Origin of the sequence: Gemella sp. GL1 (genome assembly GCF_013415365.1) — a bacterium.
Classification (GTDB): Bacteria; Bacillota; Bacilli; order Staphylococcales; family Gemellaceae; genus Gemelliphila.
Genome location: NZ_JACBYB010000011.1, coordinates 145,346 through 163,991 on the forward strand (window position 1 = coordinate 145,346; position 18,646 = coordinate 163,991).

Sequence of the window (18,646 nt, forward strand, 5' to 3'; positions counted from 1 at the left end):
TAAACAAAATATAAGGAGATTTTTATATGATTTCAGTTAATGATTTTAAAACGGGAGTTACTATAGAAGTAGATGGTAATATTTGGAAAGTATTAGAATTCCAACACGTTAAACCTGGAAAAGGAGCTGCTTTTGTTCGTACAAAATTAAGAAACATGAGAACTGGTGCAGTTAACGATAAAACTTTTAGAGCAGGGGAAAAAGTTTCTAAAGCACTATTGACAAACGAAAAAATGTCATATCTGTATGCTTCTGGAGATGGTTATGTATTTATGAATAATGAAACATATGATCAAATTGAAATTCCTGAAAATACTATTAAATATGAATTAAATTTCTTAAAAGAAAATATGGAAGTTACTATTCTAATGTTTGGTAGTGAGATTTTAGGGGTTGATCTTCCGACAACTGTTGAATTAGCAGTTATCGAAACAGAACCCGGAGTTAAAGGAGATACTGCTACCGGAGCAACTAAGTCTGCGACCGTAGAAACTGGGTACACACTACAAGTTCCACTTTTTGTAAAAGAAGGGGATGTTTTAGTGATTAATACTTCTGAAGGATACTATGTATCTAGAGCATAATTTTAGTTATAAATTCTTGCAATATACTTAACATTGTGGTAGAATTTTAAATGTGTATGTAGTAAATGTTATGAATATACTATTTCCAAAAGGAGGATTAATTCATGGCAAAAGTTTGTTACGTTACTGGACGTAAAACTCGTTCAGGAAATGCTCGTTCACACGCGATGAACGCTACAAAAAGAAGATTTAAAGCTAACTTACAAAAAGTTACTATTTTAGTAGATGGAGAACCTAAAAAAGTTTGGGTTTCTGCCCGTGCTTTAAAATCTGGAAAAGTGCAACGTGTATAATTAATATGAAACATACTTTAAACTATCTAAGATTTTGCTCTTAGATAGTTTTTTACTTTATTTTTAGGAGGCAGTATGAATTACATAATAATTATAATATTTTTTTTAGTTTTATTAATATTCAGTACTTATATTTATAAAAAAGTCAATAACTTACTATTAGAATTATTTCCCAAAAGACGACTTAAATTATTTTCCTTTCTTATAGCAAGTATCCCTATTATAATGAGTTTTACTAGAAATTTTTCTAGTTTTTTAGTTTTTCTCTTGTATATTGTATTATTATCTATACCTATTGATATACTAAATATTTATTTTAAAAAATTTAACAATAATATTTGGAAAAAACTTCATAATTTATTAATAATTCCTATTATATTATCTACGATACTAACTTTTTATGGTTACTATAATGCTCATAATATACAAAAAATAAGCTACGATGTTATTAGCCATAAAGAAATAAAACAAGATTATAAAGTTGCTTTAATCAGTGATTTGCATTTTGGTACGAATTTCGATTTAAAAAGTCTGAAAAAACAAGTTGATATAATATCAAATGAAAATCCTGACATTGTTGTTCTTGCCGGAGATATTATTGATGAGCAAACTCCTGTAGATAGTTATGCCGATATATTTAATATTCTCTCAAATATAAAATCACAATATGGGATATATTATGTTTTAGGAAATCATGATGAAAATAGGTATATTGAGCCAAAAGATAATAGGAATATTGAATTAAATAATTCTATTTTAAAATCTAACATTAAAATACTTAAAGATTCATCTCACATCATAAATGATGATTTTATCATAAGCGGTCGTATAGATTATTCTTATAGACAATTAGGTCAAAGATCTTCTGCCAGTGAAATCATTAAAAATTTAGATAGAAATAAATTTTTAATGATTTTAGATCATCAACCAAGCCAATATAAAGAAAATAAAAATGTAGGTTATGATTTGCAATTATCTGGTCACACACATGCAGGACAAATTTGGCCATTTGGATTAATAACAAGAACAATTGGTTTCGATTATGGGTTATTAAATGAAGATAAGTTTAATTTAATAGTGAGTTCAGGTATGGGAGTATGGGGACCACCTGTGCGTACAGAAGAAAAATCAGAATACGTGATTATTAATATAAAAAAAGAAATATAATAAAATTAAGTAAATACTAAAATTATCTAGTATTTACTTAATTTTATTTATTTATTGACTCTGATTAAAAAATATAGTATAATTATATTTATTCGCATAATACATATTATATGTATAAATAAATTTATTAATGAGGGAAACATAATATGAATCAAAAAGATTATTATAGAAAGAAAATAAATAAGGATATAAAAAAATTTCCTACTTATATAGAAGATTTTTTTGACACCTATTATGATATTTTATCACCACTAACCTTGAATAGATATTTAGAAAGTTACAAGTCATTTCTTTCTTGGTTAATAGTAGAATCTATCTCTGAAGCGATAGATATTAAAAATATTCAGTTAACCACACTGGAAAATTTATCAAAAAAAGAAATGGAGTCATATTTTAAACATTTATCTAGAGAAGAAGTTAACGGTAAATTCAGAAGTCACACAACTATAAATAACTATAAAGCAGCTTTGCGTTCTTTATATAAATTTCTTACCGTAACTAGTGAAAATGAATTAGGAAAACCCTATTTTGAAAGAAATGTTATGCTAAAAATTCCAATCAATAGGATTAAGGAAACTTTATCTTCTAGATCTAAAAAAATATCAGAAAAAATATTTATAGACTCACAAGATGAAGACTTTTTAGATTATGTAGAATTTAAGTATGAAACGACTTTAACAAAACATCAAAAATCATTTTTTTTGAGAAACAAAAAACGAGATTTGGCTATACTTACTTTATTTTTAAGAAGTGGTATACGTGTTAATGAATTAGCAAGTTTAAAAATGAAAGATATAGATTTCATTAATACTGAAATAAATGTAGTGAGAAAAGGAAGTAAATTAGATACTGTCATAGTTACAGAGTTAGCTATGATAAAAATCAAAGATTATCTATCTTCCCTTCCTTACAAATTAGTAAGAGAAGATCCCTTATTCATAACCAAAAACAAAACCGCTATATCCATAAGAGCTATTCAGAAACTAGTAATGAAATATACCGATAGTTACAATATACCTATGTCTCCTCATAAATTAAGACATAGCTACGGTACAAAATTAGCAGAAAAGACTAATGGAAATATTCCTATAATAATGACTCAAATGGGACACTCAAATAGTGATACATCCATGTTGTACATTAATGAATCAAAAAGGTTAATAAAGGAATCTGTGGAAAAATTAGATAATTAAAAATAATATGACACTAAAGTTAACTTTAGTGTCATATTATTTTTTTATTATATGTGTAGCATTTTTAAAATATTCTATTCCAGATAAAATCGTTAAAATAATTGATATCCATAACAAAATTTGATCAAATGGAAAATTATAAAAATTAAATAAAGGATTCCCTAATAAAATTAAAATTATAGCTATTATTTGCGCAACGGTCTTTAACTTTCCTAAAAACCCTGCAGCTATAACTTCTCCTTGCTCTATAGCAAGCATTCTTAATCCTGTGACAGCAAACTCCCTAGCAATTACACAAACAACCATCCAACTCGATATTAAATCCAATTCTATCATAACTATGAATGCACTTCCGACTAATAATTTATCAGCTAATGGATCTAAAAATTTTCCCATATTTGAAACCAAATTATATTTTCTTGCTAAGTATCCATCAAAAAAATCTGTTATAGATGCCAAAATAAATATTAAGGTTGCTAAAAATACATTATATGATATATTTTTTCCATATAATATAGAAATATTTCCAGGTATTTCAAAAAGCAAGAAAAAAATAAACAAGGGAATCAATATAGTTCTTATTAAAGTTATTTTATTCGGTAAATTCTTATCCATCTTAATAATAAATCCTCATACAGTTCAAAGTTTACTAAAATGATTATAACATAAAAATTAGTTACTCTCAATGAGTAACTAATTTTTATTTATTATTTTCTGCAAATTCAGGTTCCAAAAATACTTTTCTTGGTTTACTAGAATCTGCTGGACCTATATATCCATCCTCCTCCAAAGTTTCTATAATTCTTGCTGCTCTATTATATCCAATTTTAAATCTCCTTTGTAATAAGGATGCTGAAGCTTTTTGTTGTTTTGCAATAAATAATAGTACCTCATGATATAATGGATCAACTTCATCAGCTTGAGAAGTTTTTTTTGAAGTATTTTCTGATGGTTGCATTGTGGGATCGTATTCTGTTTCAGACTGGTTTTTAATGAAATCTACTATATTCTCCACTTCTTGATCTGATAAAAATGCACCTTGAACACGAATTGGTTTACTAGAATCTGCAGGTTGAAATAACATATCTCCCTTTCCTAGTAAGGTTTCCGCTCCCGCTTTATCCAAAATAGTTCTTGAATCTATACTCGAACTAACAGCGAATGCTATTCTTGACGGTATATTTGATTTAATAACTCCTGTAATAACATCTACAGAAGGTCTCTGAGTAGCAATAATAAGATGAATTCCTGCTGCTCTAGCCATTTGAGTTATTCTAGCTATTGATTCTTCTACTTCTTTAGATGCAACTAACATTAAATCAGCTAATTCATCAATAATAACAACTATATAAGGCATTTTTTTATATTCTTGATCTTGCTTTGATATTTTATTAAATCCTTCTATATTTTTTACTCTTGCAATAGAGAATTCTCTATATCTCCTTTCCATTTCCAGTACAACTTTATGAAGTACATCTGCTGCTTTTATCGGATTTGTCACAACTGGCGTCATCAAATGTGGTATTCCATCATAGATTGATAATTCTACCATTTTAGGATCAATCATTATTAACTTAACTTCATCCGGTCTATTTTTTAATAAAATACTGGTTATTATTGTATTAACACATACAGATTTACCTGAACCTGTAGATCCTGCTATTAATAAATGCGGCATCTTATCTAGTCTTGCAAAAATTGATTCTCCTGAAACATCTTTTCCTAAAGAAACTGATAATGGGAAATCATCTTCACTATTGATAAATACTTCTTTCATAGTAACTAATTGATTAACAATATTGGGAATTTCTATACCAATTAAAGATTTCCCTGGAATTGGTGCCTCTATTCGAATATCTTTAGCTGCTAAATTAAGTGCAATATCACTACTTAAATTAGTTATTTTGCTAACTTTTGTACCTGGTGTAGGTAATATTTGAAATTGAGTAATTGATGGTCCCACTACTGCTTTGACAATTTTTACTTCTATTCCAAAGTTTTTAAAAGTAGATTGTAGTATTTTAGATTTATTTACTATATCATTTTTAGATACTATTTTATTTTTTTTAGGATCCGCTAATAAGTCTAAAGGTGGTAAATTATAATGATCATAACTTATGTCTAAATTTTCTTTTTTAACTTGAGTTTCTTTAATATCCTTAATTTCTATTTTATTAAATTCATCTATATTTATCTCTAATTCTTCATTTTCAATATTATTGTAATAATCATTAATTATATTCTCTTGATCTAAATCCATTAATGCTTCTGTCTCTTCATTAATTACATCTTTTTTAGGAATATATTTCTTAAATTTATCTTTTTTAATTTGTTCAATAAAATTTAATAGCCAATTTGGATATATTTTATAAATATAGGCTACTATACAAGCTACTAATAATACTAAAGTAAATAAGATTGTTCCAATGTAAGATATTAATACTATACTATATTGAACTAAAGTACGAATAATTATTCCAGATCCTAGTACCCCATCATAGTTATTTTTAACAAAAGTAAAATCAAAAAGTTCATAACTATTTGATTTTACATAAATTAATTCCCATAATATAGAGACTAGTATTAATATTCCTACTAGATACTTTTTATGATTTACAACCATTCCTAACAAATACAATATTCCTAATACAAATACTGCAATATATATTATGTATATACTATTTCCAAATAAATATTTAAATAAATTATCAAAAAATATACCTATAATTCCCATTCTAAATGAACAAATAAAAATTATAAAGAGGATAAACAATATACTTATAAAAGTGACTAACTCAGTGTTATTTTCTTTAAAAGATTTAAAATAATTTAATATTGAATTACTTTTATCTTTTTTATTATTTAACTTTGTCTTTTTCAAGGTCGCCTCCTTGAGAAAGAATTAAATAGTTTAATAATTTATCTAAGGCAATTTTTCTATGACTTATTTTGTTTTTTTCTTCAAAAGATATCTCTGCAAATGTTTTTTTTAAAGATTCTATAAAGAAAATTGGGTCATATCCAAACCCCCCTATCCCTTGCTTTTTAGTAATTATTTTTCCTGGACATTCTCCAGTAAAAGTATACTCTCTTTTTTCTAAATCAATTAAAGATATAACACATACATATTTTGCAGTTGACTCTTTCCCATTCAAGTTTTTCAAGACTTTTTGAAGATTATCTTCATCTGTTCCACTAGTTGAATATCTGGCAGAATATACGCCCGGAGCTCCATCTAACAAATCTATACATAGGCCGCTATCATCTGCAATAGTAATCTTTTTCGAAAATTCTGCAACACGTCTAGCCTTTATTAAAGAATTTTCTTTAAATGTGTCACCTGTCTCTTCTATTTCTTCCTTAAAACCGATATCTTCAAGACTTAAAATTATGTAATCTTTTAATATATTTTGTATTTCTTCAAGTTTATGTTTATTATTTGAAGCTAACACTAATTCTTTCATTATTTAAAATCCTCCACATCTATAACATTTACATCTATATCTAAATTTAGCCATTTTTCTGCTGTAGCTATGAATTTATCACTTTTTTGTGAAACAAAAAATTTATATTCTTTATCTAGTTTTGTAGTATGTAGCTCTAAAAATGTCAATATACTGCTAACTTCCCTAGCTGTTTCTTTTCCTGATGAAATAACCATTTTTTCATTGTTAAAATATTTTTCAATGTATTTTTGCAATAACGGATAATGTGTGCAACCTAAAATAATGGTGTCAACATCTATGTTTTTATATAACGACAATTCATTGTTTACTATGTTATACGCTGCATCTTCATTTTCATAATCCTTATTTTCGACAAAAGGAACAAACGATTTACATGCTTTATTGTGAACTATAATATCTTTATTAATTTTATGAATTTCTTTACTGTAGGCCTCTGATTTTGCCGTGAAATTGGTTCCTAATACTAAAACTTTTCCTATATTTGTTGTTTGTAAAGCTGTAACAGCACCAGATTTTATTACACCTATTATAGGAATAGTATATTTCTTTCTGAGAATCTCTAAAGATGCAGCTGTCGCAGTATTGCATGCTATTACAACAAGTTTAACACCTTTTTTAATAAGAAAATGTATTGCATCGTCTGTATACTTTAATATTTCATCACTATTTTTATCTCCGTAAGGACAATTTTTTATATCTCCATAAAAATAAATACTTTCATTAGGTAACTGTCTTATGATCTCTTTAGCTACAGTAATCCCCCCTACTCCACTATCAAAAACACCAATTGGTCTATTCATTATCCTTTTTCCTTTCAAAACTCTCTAACATACATTCAATTTCTTGTATCTTTTTATATGTCTTAGTCTCTATTCCTGTATATTCTTTTAATACTTTAACTAAAAAATCTAGTAATTGACTATATTCCACTTTATTTAATGTAATTTTCTCTAAAACATCAATATTATTAATTGACAAAATATGAATCAATTTAACAAGTTTATTAGTTAATGTATATATCATAGGTTGACTTAGTTCATTTGTAAAAATATTTTTCGAAAAATCATAACCAGTATAGTAATTTTTCACTTTTTTATATTTAAATTTAAAGCCCTCAGATGTTAATATTTTACATATAAAATATGCACTAGCTAATTCTACATCAATATTATTACGATCTATTTTATATAACAATTGTTCAAACGATGAATAAGATATAGATACACTTATTGTATTAACTATAATAAGCATTTCTAATATATTCCCTATATACATTTGTAATTTTAAGTCCGACATTATAGAATTATAGCTATCCTCTAATTCTATATTTATAATTTTATTTAACCCATTTCGTTCAATGTATATAATATTTACATGAGAAAGAATATTAATCTTTTTTTTGTTCCTAGCTCCATTTTCATAAAAGAAATTCGTTACAGTACCCGTCTCTAGTAAAATATATAATATTTCATGTTTGTCATTATACGGAAATTTTTTTATTACTATACCTTTTTTAATCGTAGATATCATCTCTATAACCCAATTCCTTTATCAGATTAGGTTTACTTCTCCAGCCATCAATAACTTTAACCCATAATTCTAAAAAAATCTTTTCTCCCAACAAGTCTTCTATATCTCGTCTTGCTAATTGTCCAATTTTTTTAATCATTTGACCTTGCTTACCAATAATCATTCCTTTTTGTGACTTCCTCTCAACTATTATTGAAGCTATAATTCGCTTTTTAGAATCTGTTTCTTTTGAAATTTTATCAATTACTATTGCTACAGAGTGAGGGATTTCTTGATTAGTTAATCTCAATACTTTTTCTCGAATATATTCCGAAATAATAAAATATTCTGGCGAATCTGTGATGACATCATCAGGATACATTTTATAACTTGTTTGTAAATATTTTTTAGTTACAGTCAGTAAACTATTTACATTTGTAGATTCTAGTGCTGAAATAGGTATTATTTCTTCAAACTTATGCAAAGTTCTATAGAAATCTATCATTTTTAAAATCTCTTCTGGTTTTACTAAATCAATTTTATTTAATAATAATAATGTTGGTACATTAATTTCTTTTATAATATCCAGTATTCTTTCATCTCCAGCACCAAATTTATCAGCTACATTTACTATTAAATACACTACCTCAGATTCAGTTATAGCACTATTAGTTATTTTCATCATATAATCACCCAGTCTATGTTTAGGCTTATGTATTCCTGGAGTATCTATAAATACAATTTGTGACTCACTATCTGTATAAACACCTTTAATAATATTTCTAGTGGTTTGTGGTTTATCAGACATAATAGCGATTTTTTGCTGTAATATATTGTTCAATAAAGTTGATTTCCCCGCATTCGGTCTACCAATTATTGTAATAAAACCTGTCTTAATTAAATTTTCCATTGCTTCTTCCTATCTAAATAAACCAAACTTTTCTAAAATTCGATCCTGTTTATTAAACATAATTTTTTCATCCTCTTCATTCATATGATCATAGCCTAATAAATGTAAAAAACCATGTACTGCTAAAAAACCAAGCTCACGTTCATAAGAATGCCCATATTCCTTAGATTGTTCTTTTGCTTTATCTGTACATACTACAATATCACCTATATAACTTGATTCTTCACCACCTATAATTTCTAATTCTCCTTCTACCTCATCGTTCAAAGCAAAGGTTATAACATCCGTTGGTTTATCAATTCCTCTGTATTCTTTATTTATATTTTGAATATCTTTTTCTTCAACAAAAGATAAGGAAAATTCAATACTACTTGTATCAATATTTTCTAGCTTTGCTGCTATTGCTAATAAATTTACCAACATATCCTTAGTTCTTTCTTCTATCAATGATTTATCATCAATTATCTCAACAAACTCCATGACAACCTCCATTAAGTTTAATTTTTATATCTTACTATTATAATATATTTGAAAAAAAAAATCTATGTACTCAATTTTATAAATTTTTCTTCAATTCATTAACAATAGATTGTGGAATACCTATCTTTTTAAATTCCTCATCACTGGCATTCTTTATATCTTCTATTTTTGAAAAATACTGAAGTATTCTTTTCTTTCTTTCGTTCCCTATTCCTTTAATTTTATCTAAAGGAGTATTAAACATATTGCTATTTCTTAATCTCTTATGATATGTTATAGCAAATCTATGTACTTCATCTTGCATTCTTTTAAAAAAATGGTATTCTTCGGAATCTTTTTTCAAATTTATAATTTCAAAATTATCTGTCACAATATATTCTGTTATATGTTTAGTGTTCTTAACTAAACCTATTATTTTAATATCTAAATTAAGATTACGATGAATAATATCTATTGCTGCTTTAACATGATTTTCTCCACCATCAACAATAATTAAATTTGTATAAAAATCTTTATCTTTGTAAGTTCTAAGCAGTACTTCTTTCATTGTTGCAATATCGTTTGCTCCTTGAACCGTTTTTACCTTGTATTTTCTATATCCATAGGTATTCTTCTTCCCGTTCAAAAAATTTACTTTTACAGAAACTGCATCTCTCCCCATGATATTAGAATTATCAAATATATCTATACTTTTCAAACTTTTTACCATTAATTTTTCAGATAGCGATTTTAATGTTTTTGCTACTTTTTCTTCTTTTCTTTCAATGATATTTATTTCATTTTCTAAATAATATTTTGCATTAGATTTTACTGTCTTTAAAATATGTGCATGCCTTCCTCTAGATGGATTGATTGCTTTTATATCCAAAAGATTAGATATCACATCTTCATCTATTCCATCTATATAAATTTCGTGCGGAGGTTTGTTTATTAAATAATACTGGTTCAAGTAGGTTAGAAGAATCTCTTTAAAATCTGTATATAAGTCAAAGTATTCCACCTTTCTTTCAATTATCGAACCAAATCTATGTAAAAACATTTGTATGCAAATATAATTTTCATTATAATAATAGCCAATATAATCAATATTTTTAACACCGTTACTATTAATAATTTGTTTTTCAATTGATTTTTTTATCGAATTAATATATTCATGTATTTGTTGAGCATTCTCAAAATCTAACACATTTATATATTCTTGCATAAGTAGAGATAAATCATTTACAACACTTTCTGTTTGACCAGATAAAAAATTTTTAATCTTTTTTATTCGATCGGTATATTCCTTTTTTTCTATATTCTTTGCACAAGGTCCGATACACTCTCCTACTTGATAATATGTGCATGGTCTTTTTTCAATAGGATTACACTTTCTTAATGGATATATTTTATCTACAATCTTTTTTAAATTATTAGCTGATTTAATATCAACATATGGTCCGAAATAAATATCTTTACTATTTTTGTTGAATTTTCTAACTAATAAAAGTCTAGGATGAGTTTCCCTAGTTATCATTAAATAGGGATAAGATTTATCATCTTTCAATTTAATATTATAATATGGTTTATATTTTTTTATTAAATTATTTTCTAATATTAAGGCTTCCTTTTCAGAATTTACTATAATAAAATCTAGATCGACTATATTTTTTACTAAGTTTTCAGTTTTCTTATTAAGTTTCCCTGAAAAATAACTTCTTACTCTATTCTTTAATATTTTAGCCTTACCGATATAAATTATTTCTCCATACTTATTTTTATAAATATAACAACCTGGAGACTCTGGCAATAATTTTAATTTTTTCTTTAACATATCATTCATTTTTTCACCATAAACAATAGGTAAGATATGCATACATATCTTACCTAAATTTTACTATTTTTTCGCAATTTACAGATAAAAAAACCATCACAATTATAGTCATCTGGAAGTATTTTTATCATTCCTGTTTGAATTTTCTCAAATTGATTTGATAATCTAATATTTTCTAAATTAAAATTAGGATTTTTTTCTAAAAAACGATTAATATTATACTCATTTTCTCTTTTATCTATAGTACATGTAGAATAAATTAAACATCCCTCTGGTTTAAGATATTTAATAGAATTTTCTAATATCTCTAATTGTAGATCTGTAAGTTTTCTTATGTATGAATCATCTACTTTATATTTAATCTCGGGTTTATTTTTTATAACACCCATTCCAGAGCAAGGAACATCACATATGATAACGTCAAATCTATTTAAAAACTCTATATTTAACTCTGTTGCATCTTGCTGTTGGATACAAATATTGGTTATACCTAATTTTTCTGCATTATCAGCAATTAGTTTTAATTTATGCTGATATTTATCACAGGATATTAAGCAAGAATTATTATAAAGACTTGCTATATGTAAACTTTTTCCTCCTGGCGCAGCACATACATCTAAAATATTTAAAGTCTTCTCTCTATTTTCTTCCAAAGCATGAGCTACTAGAGCACTAGCTTCATCTTGAATTATATAATAACCTTCTTGAAATTTTGGATCTGTTATATCTATACTACTTACTAGCAAACAATCTTCAGCAACACTACTTTCTTTAACACTTATACCCCTATCCTCAAAATAATTAATCAAATCCGATTTAGTGATTTTCAATAGATTTATTCGTATACTATTTTCACTCGTGGTATTAAATGATTTCACAATGGAAATGGCTTTTTCTTTACCATATTGTTCTTTTAGAATCATATATAAACTTCTAGGACAAGAATATTTTATTATTATTTCTTCATCCTCATCTTTAAAAACATAGTCTATTTTTTCAATATTCCTAATTATATTTCTTAATATTGCATTAACAAATTTACTAGTATGTAATCCAAAAATTTTTTTTGATAATTTAACTGCTTCATTAACAGCAGCAAAGTCAGGAGTTTTATCTAGCTTTAATATCTGATACAATGACATCAAAATTAATATTCTTACTTTAGGCTTTATCCTACCTTTAGAAAATCTTTTTATAATATGCTCTATATATAATTTATTCTTTATACTCCCATATACTAATTGGGTTATATATTTTTTATCTTTGGAAGAAATATTATTTTTAGAAAATACTTTATTAATACTTATGTTACTATACGCATCATCTAAAAAAACATTTATTAATATCGCATATGCATATTCTCTTGCTGTTTTATTCATGTATATCCCCTAATATTTGTCCTATATAATTTTTTTTATTTGATAAATAATTTTTAACAGACGTCCTTGTTTTTCCTGCAATTTGAACCTCAATTATTTTCAGAGTAGAATCTTCCCCACATTTTACATATAACGATTCTTTATCTTGGCCTATAATACTTCCTGGAGGTAAATTACTAGAGATATTTTCACATTCTTCTGTTTTCCAAATTTTAAATATTTGATTATTTAAATAAGTAAATGCCCCAGGACTTGGGTCAAAAGCTCTTACTTGATTGAATATTTGTCTAGCTGTTTTGGACCAATTTATTTTTTCATCATCTCGTGTAATATTACTAGCAAATGTTGCTAAACTTTCATCTTGCTGAACAGGGTTTATATTTTTAATAAAAATTTTAGGTAATGTTTTTTTTAGTAAATCCCTCCCTGCTAACGACATCCTATCGTGGACACTTTGAAAATTATCTGTTTCAAGTATATCAAATGCTACTTTGGAAATCATATCTCCTGCATCTAATTTATTAACCATGTACATAATAGTAACACCTGTTTGTTTATATCCTTTTAAAATTGCATAATGAATAGGAGCTCCTCCTCTTAACTTTGGAAGAAGCGATCCATGAACATTTATACATTTATATTTAGGTATTTTTAATATCTTTTCTGGTACTAATTGACCATATGCTGCTGTAATTATTATATCAGGGGAAATTTCTAATAATTTATTATAAGTACATTCATCATTTGAAATCTTTTCTGGTTGTAAAATGGGAATATTATACTTTTCAGCTACTACTTTCACAGGCGGAGATGTTAAAACTTTTTTTCTACCTATTCTTTTATCTGGTTGAGTTATTACTAATTCAACATTAAAATCTTTTATAAGCATCTCTAATATTGGAACTGCGAAAATAGGTGTCCCCATAAATACAATTTTTTTCTTATTCATACTATTACCTACCATTTCATTCTTTTATATCATTATAACATACTCTCCGTTGTCTAACTACCCAAACTATTATTGTCAACAAAAAACATTGACAAGTAGTACTTATTATTCTTGACATTGTCTATTATTAAATGTTAAAATTAATTTAGCTTAATTGACTAACTTTACTGACATATTCCTCAGCTTCGTTTAAGTTTTCTATTAACACACAACACTATAAATTTAAATAAGTTGAAAAAATATTAAAGGAGTATTAAAATGGCAGTAAAAATCCGTTTAAAAAGATTAGGTGCTAAAAAATCACCTTTCTATCGTATCGTTGTTGCTGATTCAAGATCACCTCGTGATGGTCGTTCAATCGAAACAATTGGAACTTATAATCCAATTAAAGAACCAGCAGAAGTTAAAATTGATGGAGAATTAGCATTAAAATGGTTAGGGAATGGAGCACAGCCTTCTGATACAGTAAGAAGTTTGCTATCTAAAGAAGGTATCCTGAAAAAATTCCATGATTCTAAATTAAGCAAATAATTTTAATTTAAGCTTTATAAAAAAAAGTTTGAATCATTTTTATAAAAAGAAGTTTGGGTAATATATTACCCAAACTTCTTTTTATAATTAATTTGTTGAAACATATCCAGGAATATACTTTCTCGCTAAAGCTTCATGTTCAGCATATGTTGTTGCAAAATAAGCTTTACCCTCTTTATCCGTCAAGAAATATAAGTAATCATGTTCTACTATATTATTTAATGCTTCATAAGATCTTATACTAGGTGCTGATATTGGTCCTGGCGTTAAGCCTGTATTAACATAAGTATTATATGGATCTTGATTTTTTAAATCTTGAAAACTCAACTCTACAGTTCTATTATTTAAACTATATGTAACTGATGGATCTGTCTGTAGGGGCATATTTATTTTTAATCTATTCATAAAAACCCCTGCTATAGATCCATTATCGGTTACTGCAGTAGATTCTTTCTCTAAAATACTAGCCATAGTTATATATTGATGGATAGATATAACCTCATCTTTATTATTTATATTCCATACCTTTGCATTTGAATTAAATAGTGGAACTACGTTACGATTTGTAGCTGATACCATTGATCTAATCAATATTTCTGGATCTTTTTTATTACTATCATCTATATCATATTTAGCAGGATATAAATATCCTTCTAATTTATATTTTAAATTAGAATTATCTAATTCATTTGTTATTAAAGAAGGAAACTCTATTTTTAGGTTATCTATAAAATTTTGATCATTTACTTTTGAAATGAATTGCTCTTCTGAAATTTCTGTAACTTCCGCAACTTTTTTCGCTATTTTTTGAACATTATCTCCATCTATTATAGAAATTGTAACCCCAGATTTTCCTTTAGATTTAGTAGTTAATATTTCTAAAATTTCCGATACCGACATAGACTTATTTATTTGATATTTCCCAACATAAAATTCATTTTTTGAACTAAGTTTAGAATACAATTTAAACATAGTTTCATTTTTTATTAAGCCCTGCTGTGCCAATACATCTGCTACTGCACTTGTTCCATAGCTTTCTTTAATTTCAACTGTTATTTGTTCTTTATCATTTTTATCTGCTGGAGTTGTAAGATAATATCCTAAAGATAAAGCAATTATTCCTATAACTATAAATAGTGAAATTATTATAGCAAATAAATCACTATTTTTTTTATTTTTCTTTCTAAGTTCATCTCTCCTTTTTTTTAGCTTTTCATTCATAAATTATTCACCTTCTTCCGAATCAAAGTATAAGATGTCTAATACTTCTTCTATCATTGAATATTCTTCATCTGTTTCTACAGGCTCAAAGCGAATATTATTTCCATCTTCTACACAAACCATTGGAAATATTTGTAATTCTTCTTCTTCCATCTTATCCTCTTCTGCAAAAATATAATATAAATTACTATTAGTTGGATTTGTAAATTCTAAAATTTTTCTATATTCTTTTTCTACACCATCTTCATTACTCAGTGTAAATACTTCTTCTTCCATACCTACTTTCATTTTATCTAAATCTTTTTCTACCATTTTTAATCTCCTTAATTTTTTATATCTAAGTACGTTTGTAATATTAATACCGAAGCTATTTTATCAACTACTTTCTTTCTTTTTTTTCTAGAAATATCTGCTTCCAACAAAACTCTCTCTGCAGCAATGGTTGTCATTCTTTCATCCTGTAAAACAATCTCTACACTTTTTATTTTATTTTTTAATATTTCTATAAAATTAAGTGTTGCTTCAGCTCTAAAGCCTAAACTATTGTCCATATTTTTTGGCATACCTACCACTATAGTGCCTACATTATATTCTTTAATTAGTTCTTTAATTTTTTTAATTTTAAAATCTTTAATTATTTCATTGATATTTAATGTTTCTATTCCTTGGGCTGTTATATTCAAAGGATCACTTATTGCAACACCAATAGTCTTACTACCATAATCTAGCCCCATAATTCTTTTTTTTATCATTTTAGACCAAACCTTATTTTCTTTTTAAGTGAATGAATTTATAGTTATATTCATTATCTTCATCACTATCATATTCCTCACAACTCACTACTATCCACTTCTCCATATCAATTTTTGGAAAAAAACTATCCCCAACTACGCAAGTTTGAATCTCACTAATATACATTTCTTCGACTTTATCAATATATTGTTCGTATATTTGACTTCCACCAAAAATAAAAAGTTTTTCCGTTTGTATATTCTTTATTGCCATATCAAAGTCATGATATATCTCTATTCCATTTGCAGTATAGTTTAATGATCTTGTTAGAACTCTATTTATTCTATTTGGTAGTGGTTTTCCTATACTTTCATAGGTTTTTCTTCCCATTAAAATTGTCTGATTTGTTGTTAATTCCTTTACTCTTAGCATATCCGCTTTTATTTTCCAAGGAATTGTATTTTTTTTTCCAATACATCTATTTTTATCGTAAGCTACAATCAATGAAATCATATATCCTCCCTAAACAGCTATTGGTGCTTTAATAAACGGATGAGATTGGTAACCCACCAATTCTACATCTTCAATAGTTAAATCAAATATACTTTTAAAATTATTAATTCTTATCTCCGGAAGTCTATATGGTGACCTAGTCATTTGTAATTTTACCTGTTCAAAATGATTACTGTAAATATGAGCATCCCCCAGTGTATGAACAAACTCCCCTAGACCTAAGCCACATTCCTTAGCGACCAAGATTGTCAATAAGGAATAGGATGCTATATTGAATGGTACACCTAAAAATACATCTCCGCTTCTCTGATATAATTGACATGATAGTTTATTATCAGTTACATAAAATTGAAACATAGTGTGACATGGAGGAAGTGCCATACTATCAATTTCCATAGGATTCCATGCTGATACAACTATTCTTCTAGAGTCTGGATCATTCTTAATAGTTTCAATTGCATTCTTCAACTGATCTACTCCATTAAAATTACGCCATTGTTTCCCATATACATTCCCTAAATCTCCATATTGAGTAGCAAATTTAACATTCTCAAGTATAGATTTTTTAAATATATCGACTTGCTCTTCATATTGTTTTTTAAATTCCGGATCTATTAAAACTCTATGTCCAAAATTTTCCATATTAGGGCCACGATAATCCTTACTTTCTACCCATCTTTTAAATGCCCACTCATTCCAAATGTTATTATTATTTTCCAAAAGAAACCTTATATTAGTATCCCCCTTAATAAACCATAATAATTCGGACCAAATTAAATTGAAATTTATTTTTTTAGTTGTTAAAAGTGGAAATCCTTGATTTAAATCAAATTTCATTTGATAACCAAAAACACTTTTAGTTCCTACTCCGGTTCTATCTTTTTTTATGAATCCCTCGTCCATTATATGATTACAAAGCTTTAAGTATTCTTTATCTGCAAACATTCGATTCACCTCCTTCTAAATCAACTCAAAAGGATCTCTTTCAGAGTTAGATAAAAGGATCTCATAATTTGGACTTATTTCTAAATTTTCTAAGTATTCTTTCAAAAGATTTTTACTTATTTTTTCTGCATAATGTCCTATGTCTAAAATGTTTATGTTACATTCTAAAGCATCTATTGCTTCATGATATCCAACATCCCCAGTTAGATAAATATCTATATCTTGTGGTAAATTATTTATAAATGAAGCACCACTTCCACCTAAAATAGCAACCTTTTTTATTTTTTTATTGTTTGATCTTACTAACCTTACAAAATTAATATTTAACCTTTCTTTTGTAAAATTAATAAAATCATCCAATAACATTCCCTCTCTTAGCATCCCAATTCTTCCTAATCCTTCGTCAGGATAAGATTTATTAGGAACAAGTACACTAAGATTTTCCAACAATAGATTTTTTGCTAAATAATAATTTAAACCTAACTTAGCAGAATCTAAATTAGTATGTACAGAAATTACAGCAATATCACTTTTTATCAAGTCTCTTATTATATCATTTTTAAAATATCCATATTCAAGATCTTTTATGGATTTAAATATTAGTGGATGGTGTGATACTATTAGATCTATATTATTTTCTATAGCTTCCTTAACTACACTCGTAGTTACATCTAGACAAAGCATTATTTTTTCTACATTTTTATTTCTATCTCCAAGTAATAACCCTACATTATCCCAAGATTCTGCCAAATTTTCATTTGCTAATTCTTTTATATATATATATATATCATCTACTTTTACCATAATTAGACCTCCTAATTTTGCTACTATCGTATTATATCAAATAATTATGCTTCATGTCTAATAGGAAACTTAACTAGTATTGTAATTAATATTCATTATAATAAAAATCAATTTATTTCTCTCCTCTAATCTAATCATATATAAATTAAATTAGAC

21 protein-coding genes are annotated in these 18,646 nt (G+C 26.6%); 5 read left to right on the forward strand and 16 right to left on the reverse strand.

The window, feature by feature from the left end; genetic code table 11:
* The first annotated feature begins 26 nt into the window (after nucleotides 1-26).
* The 4 genes from efp to xerS all read left to right on the forward strand — a co-directional run bounded on the left by efp (nucleotide 27) and on the right by xerS (nucleotide 3,237).
* Nucleotides 27-584 (forward strand): elongation factor P, encoded by a 558-nt coding sequence (gene efp / locus HZY82_RS02775; RefSeq protein WP_135155869.1) that lies wholly within the window; start codon nucleotides 27-29, stop codon nucleotides 582-584.
* 104 nt (nucleotides 585-688) lie between these two features.
* Nucleotides 689-877, forward strand: a complete 189-nt coding sequence (gene rpmB, locus HZY82_RS02780; RefSeq protein WP_135155870.1) for a 50S ribosomal protein L28 — start codon at nucleotides 689-691, stop codon at nucleotides 875-877.
* A 75-nt stretch (nucleotides 878-952) separates the two neighbouring features.
* The gene (locus HZY82_RS02785) at nucleotides 953-2,044 is read left to right on the forward strand and encodes a metallophosphoesterase (RefSeq protein WP_135155871.1); all 1,092 of its coding nucleotides are present in this window, start codon (nucleotides 953-955) and stop codon (nucleotides 2,042-2,044) included.
* Nucleotides 2,045-2,190: 146 nt separating this feature from the next.
* Nucleotides 2,191-3,237, forward strand: a complete 1,047-nt coding sequence (gene xerS, locus HZY82_RS02790) for a tyrosine recombinase XerS (RefSeq protein WP_135155872.1) — start codon at nucleotides 2,191-2,193, stop codon at nucleotides 3,235-3,237.
* Nucleotides 3,238-3,273: 36 nt separating this feature from the next.
* Here xerS and pgsA read toward each other — a convergent pair whose 3' ends face one another.
* The 10 genes from pgsA to fmt all read right to left on the reverse strand — a co-directional run bounded on the left by pgsA (nucleotide 3,274) and on the right by fmt (nucleotide 13,744).
* Nucleotides 3,274-3,852: a CDP-diacylglycerol--glycerol-3-phosphate 3-phosphatidyltransferase gene (pgsA, locus tag HZY82_RS02795; protein WP_135155873.1), complete on the reverse strand. Its 579-nt coding sequence runs from the start codon at nucleotides 3,850-3,852 to the stop codon at nucleotides 3,274-3,276.
* 85 nt (nucleotides 3,853-3,937) lie between these two features.
* Nucleotides 3,938-6,118 carry an FtsK/SpoIIIE family DNA translocase gene (locus tag HZY82_RS02800; RefSeq protein ID WP_228098216.1) on the reverse strand — a complete coding sequence of 727 codons (2,181 nt, stop codon included), beginning with the start codon at nucleotides 6,116-6,118 and terminating at the stop codon, nucleotides 3,938-3,940.
* A complete protein-coding gene (gene rdgB, locus HZY82_RS02805; protein ID WP_135155874.1) occupies nucleotides 6,096-6,701 on the reverse strand; it encodes an RdgB/HAM1 family non-canonical purine NTP pyrophosphatase in 606 nt (201 codons plus the stop codon). The genes HZY82_RS02800 and rdgB overlap by 23 nt, the downstream gene beginning before the upstream one ends.
* Nucleotides 6,701-7,504 (reverse strand): glutamate racemase, encoded by an 804-nt coding sequence (gene murI / locus HZY82_RS02810; protein WP_135155875.1) that lies wholly within the window; start codon nucleotides 7,502-7,504, stop codon nucleotides 6,701-6,703. The genes rdgB and murI overlap by 1 nt, the downstream gene beginning before the upstream one ends.
* Nucleotides 7,497-8,234: a hypothetical protein gene (locus HZY82_RS02815; protein ID WP_167753204.1), complete on the reverse strand. Its 738-nt coding sequence runs from the start codon at nucleotides 8,232-8,234 to the stop codon at nucleotides 7,497-7,499. Before HZY82_RS02815 ends, murI begins: the two co-directional genes overlap by 8 nt.
* A complete protein-coding gene (gene era, locus HZY82_RS02820) occupies nucleotides 8,218-9,123 on the reverse strand; it encodes a GTPase Era (protein WP_135155877.1) in 906 nt (301 codons plus the stop codon). The genes HZY82_RS02815 and era overlap by 17 nt, the downstream gene beginning before the upstream one ends.
* A gap of 9 nt (nucleotides 9,124-9,132) precedes the next feature.
* Nucleotides 9,133-9,603: an rRNA maturation RNase YbeY gene (gene ybeY, locus HZY82_RS02825; protein ID WP_135155878.1), complete on the reverse strand. Its 471-nt coding sequence runs from the start codon at nucleotides 9,601-9,603 to the stop codon at nucleotides 9,133-9,135.
* A 76-nt stretch (nucleotides 9,604-9,679) separates the two neighbouring features.
* The gene (gene uvrC, locus HZY82_RS02830; protein WP_135155879.1) at nucleotides 9,680-11,425 is read right to left on the reverse strand and encodes an excinuclease ABC subunit UvrC; all 1,746 of its coding nucleotides are present in this window, start codon (nucleotides 11,423-11,425) and stop codon (nucleotides 9,680-9,682) included.
* Nucleotides 11,426-11,469: 44 nt separating this feature from the next.
* Nucleotides 11,470-12,795 (reverse strand): 16S rRNA (cytosine(967)-C(5))-methyltransferase RsmB, encoded by a 1,326-nt coding sequence (gene rsmB, locus HZY82_RS02835; protein ID WP_135155880.1) that lies wholly within the window; start codon nucleotides 12,793-12,795, stop codon nucleotides 11,470-11,472.
* Nucleotides 12,788-13,744 (reverse strand): methionyl-tRNA formyltransferase, encoded by a 957-nt coding sequence (fmt, locus tag HZY82_RS02840; protein ID WP_135155881.1) that lies wholly within the window; start codon nucleotides 13,742-13,744, stop codon nucleotides 12,788-12,790. The genes rsmB and fmt overlap by 8 nt, the downstream gene beginning before the upstream one ends.
* Before the next feature lie 258 nt (nucleotides 13,745-14,002).
* Here fmt and rpsP point away from each other — a divergent pair, with 258 nt between their 5' ends.
* The gene (gene rpsP, locus HZY82_RS02845) at nucleotides 14,003-14,275 is read left to right on the forward strand and encodes a 30S ribosomal protein S16 (RefSeq protein ID WP_135155882.1); all 273 of its coding nucleotides are present in this window, start codon (nucleotides 14,003-14,005) and stop codon (nucleotides 14,273-14,275) included.
* 87 nt (nucleotides 14,276-14,362) lie between these two features.
* Here the strand turns inward: rpsP and mltG are convergent, their stop codons facing one another.
* The 6 genes from mltG to HZY82_RS02875 are packed head-to-tail and all read right to left on the reverse strand — an operon-like array spanning nucleotide 14,363 to nucleotide 18,490.
* Entirely contained in the window at nucleotides 14,363-15,496 is a 1,134-nt protein-coding gene (mltG, locus tag HZY82_RS02850) for an endolytic transglycosylase MltG (RefSeq protein ID WP_135155883.1), read from the reverse strand.
* A 3-nt stretch (nucleotides 15,497-15,499) separates the two neighbouring features.
* The gene (locus HZY82_RS02855) at nucleotides 15,500-15,808 is read right to left on the reverse strand and encodes a DUF1292 domain-containing protein (RefSeq protein ID WP_135155884.1); all 309 of its coding nucleotides are present in this window, start codon (nucleotides 15,806-15,808) and stop codon (nucleotides 15,500-15,502) included.
* Nucleotides 15,809-15,819: 11 nt separating this feature from the next.
* A complete protein-coding gene (gene ruvX / locus HZY82_RS02860; RefSeq protein ID WP_179938591.1) occupies nucleotides 15,820-16,248 on the reverse strand; it encodes a Holliday junction resolvase RuvX in 429 nt (142 codons plus the stop codon).
* 13 nt (nucleotides 16,249-16,261) lie between these two features.
* Nucleotides 16,262-16,741 (reverse strand): dihydrofolate reductase, encoded by a 480-nt coding sequence (locus HZY82_RS02865; protein WP_135155886.1) that lies wholly within the window; start codon nucleotides 16,739-16,741, stop codon nucleotides 16,262-16,264.
* A gap of 9 nt (nucleotides 16,742-16,750) precedes the next feature.
* Nucleotides 16,751-17,686: a thymidylate synthase gene (locus HZY82_RS02870; protein WP_135155887.1), complete on the reverse strand. Its 936-nt coding sequence runs from the start codon at nucleotides 17,684-17,686 to the stop codon at nucleotides 16,751-16,753.
* A 15-nt stretch (nucleotides 17,687-17,701) separates the two neighbouring features.
* Nucleotides 17,702-18,490, reverse strand: coding sequence for a Nif3-like dinuclear metal center hexameric protein (locus HZY82_RS02875; protein ID WP_135155888.1), 789 nt, complete (start codon nucleotides 18,488-18,490; stop codon nucleotides 17,702-17,704).
* Between the last annotated feature and the right edge of the window lie 156 nt (nucleotides 18,491-18,646).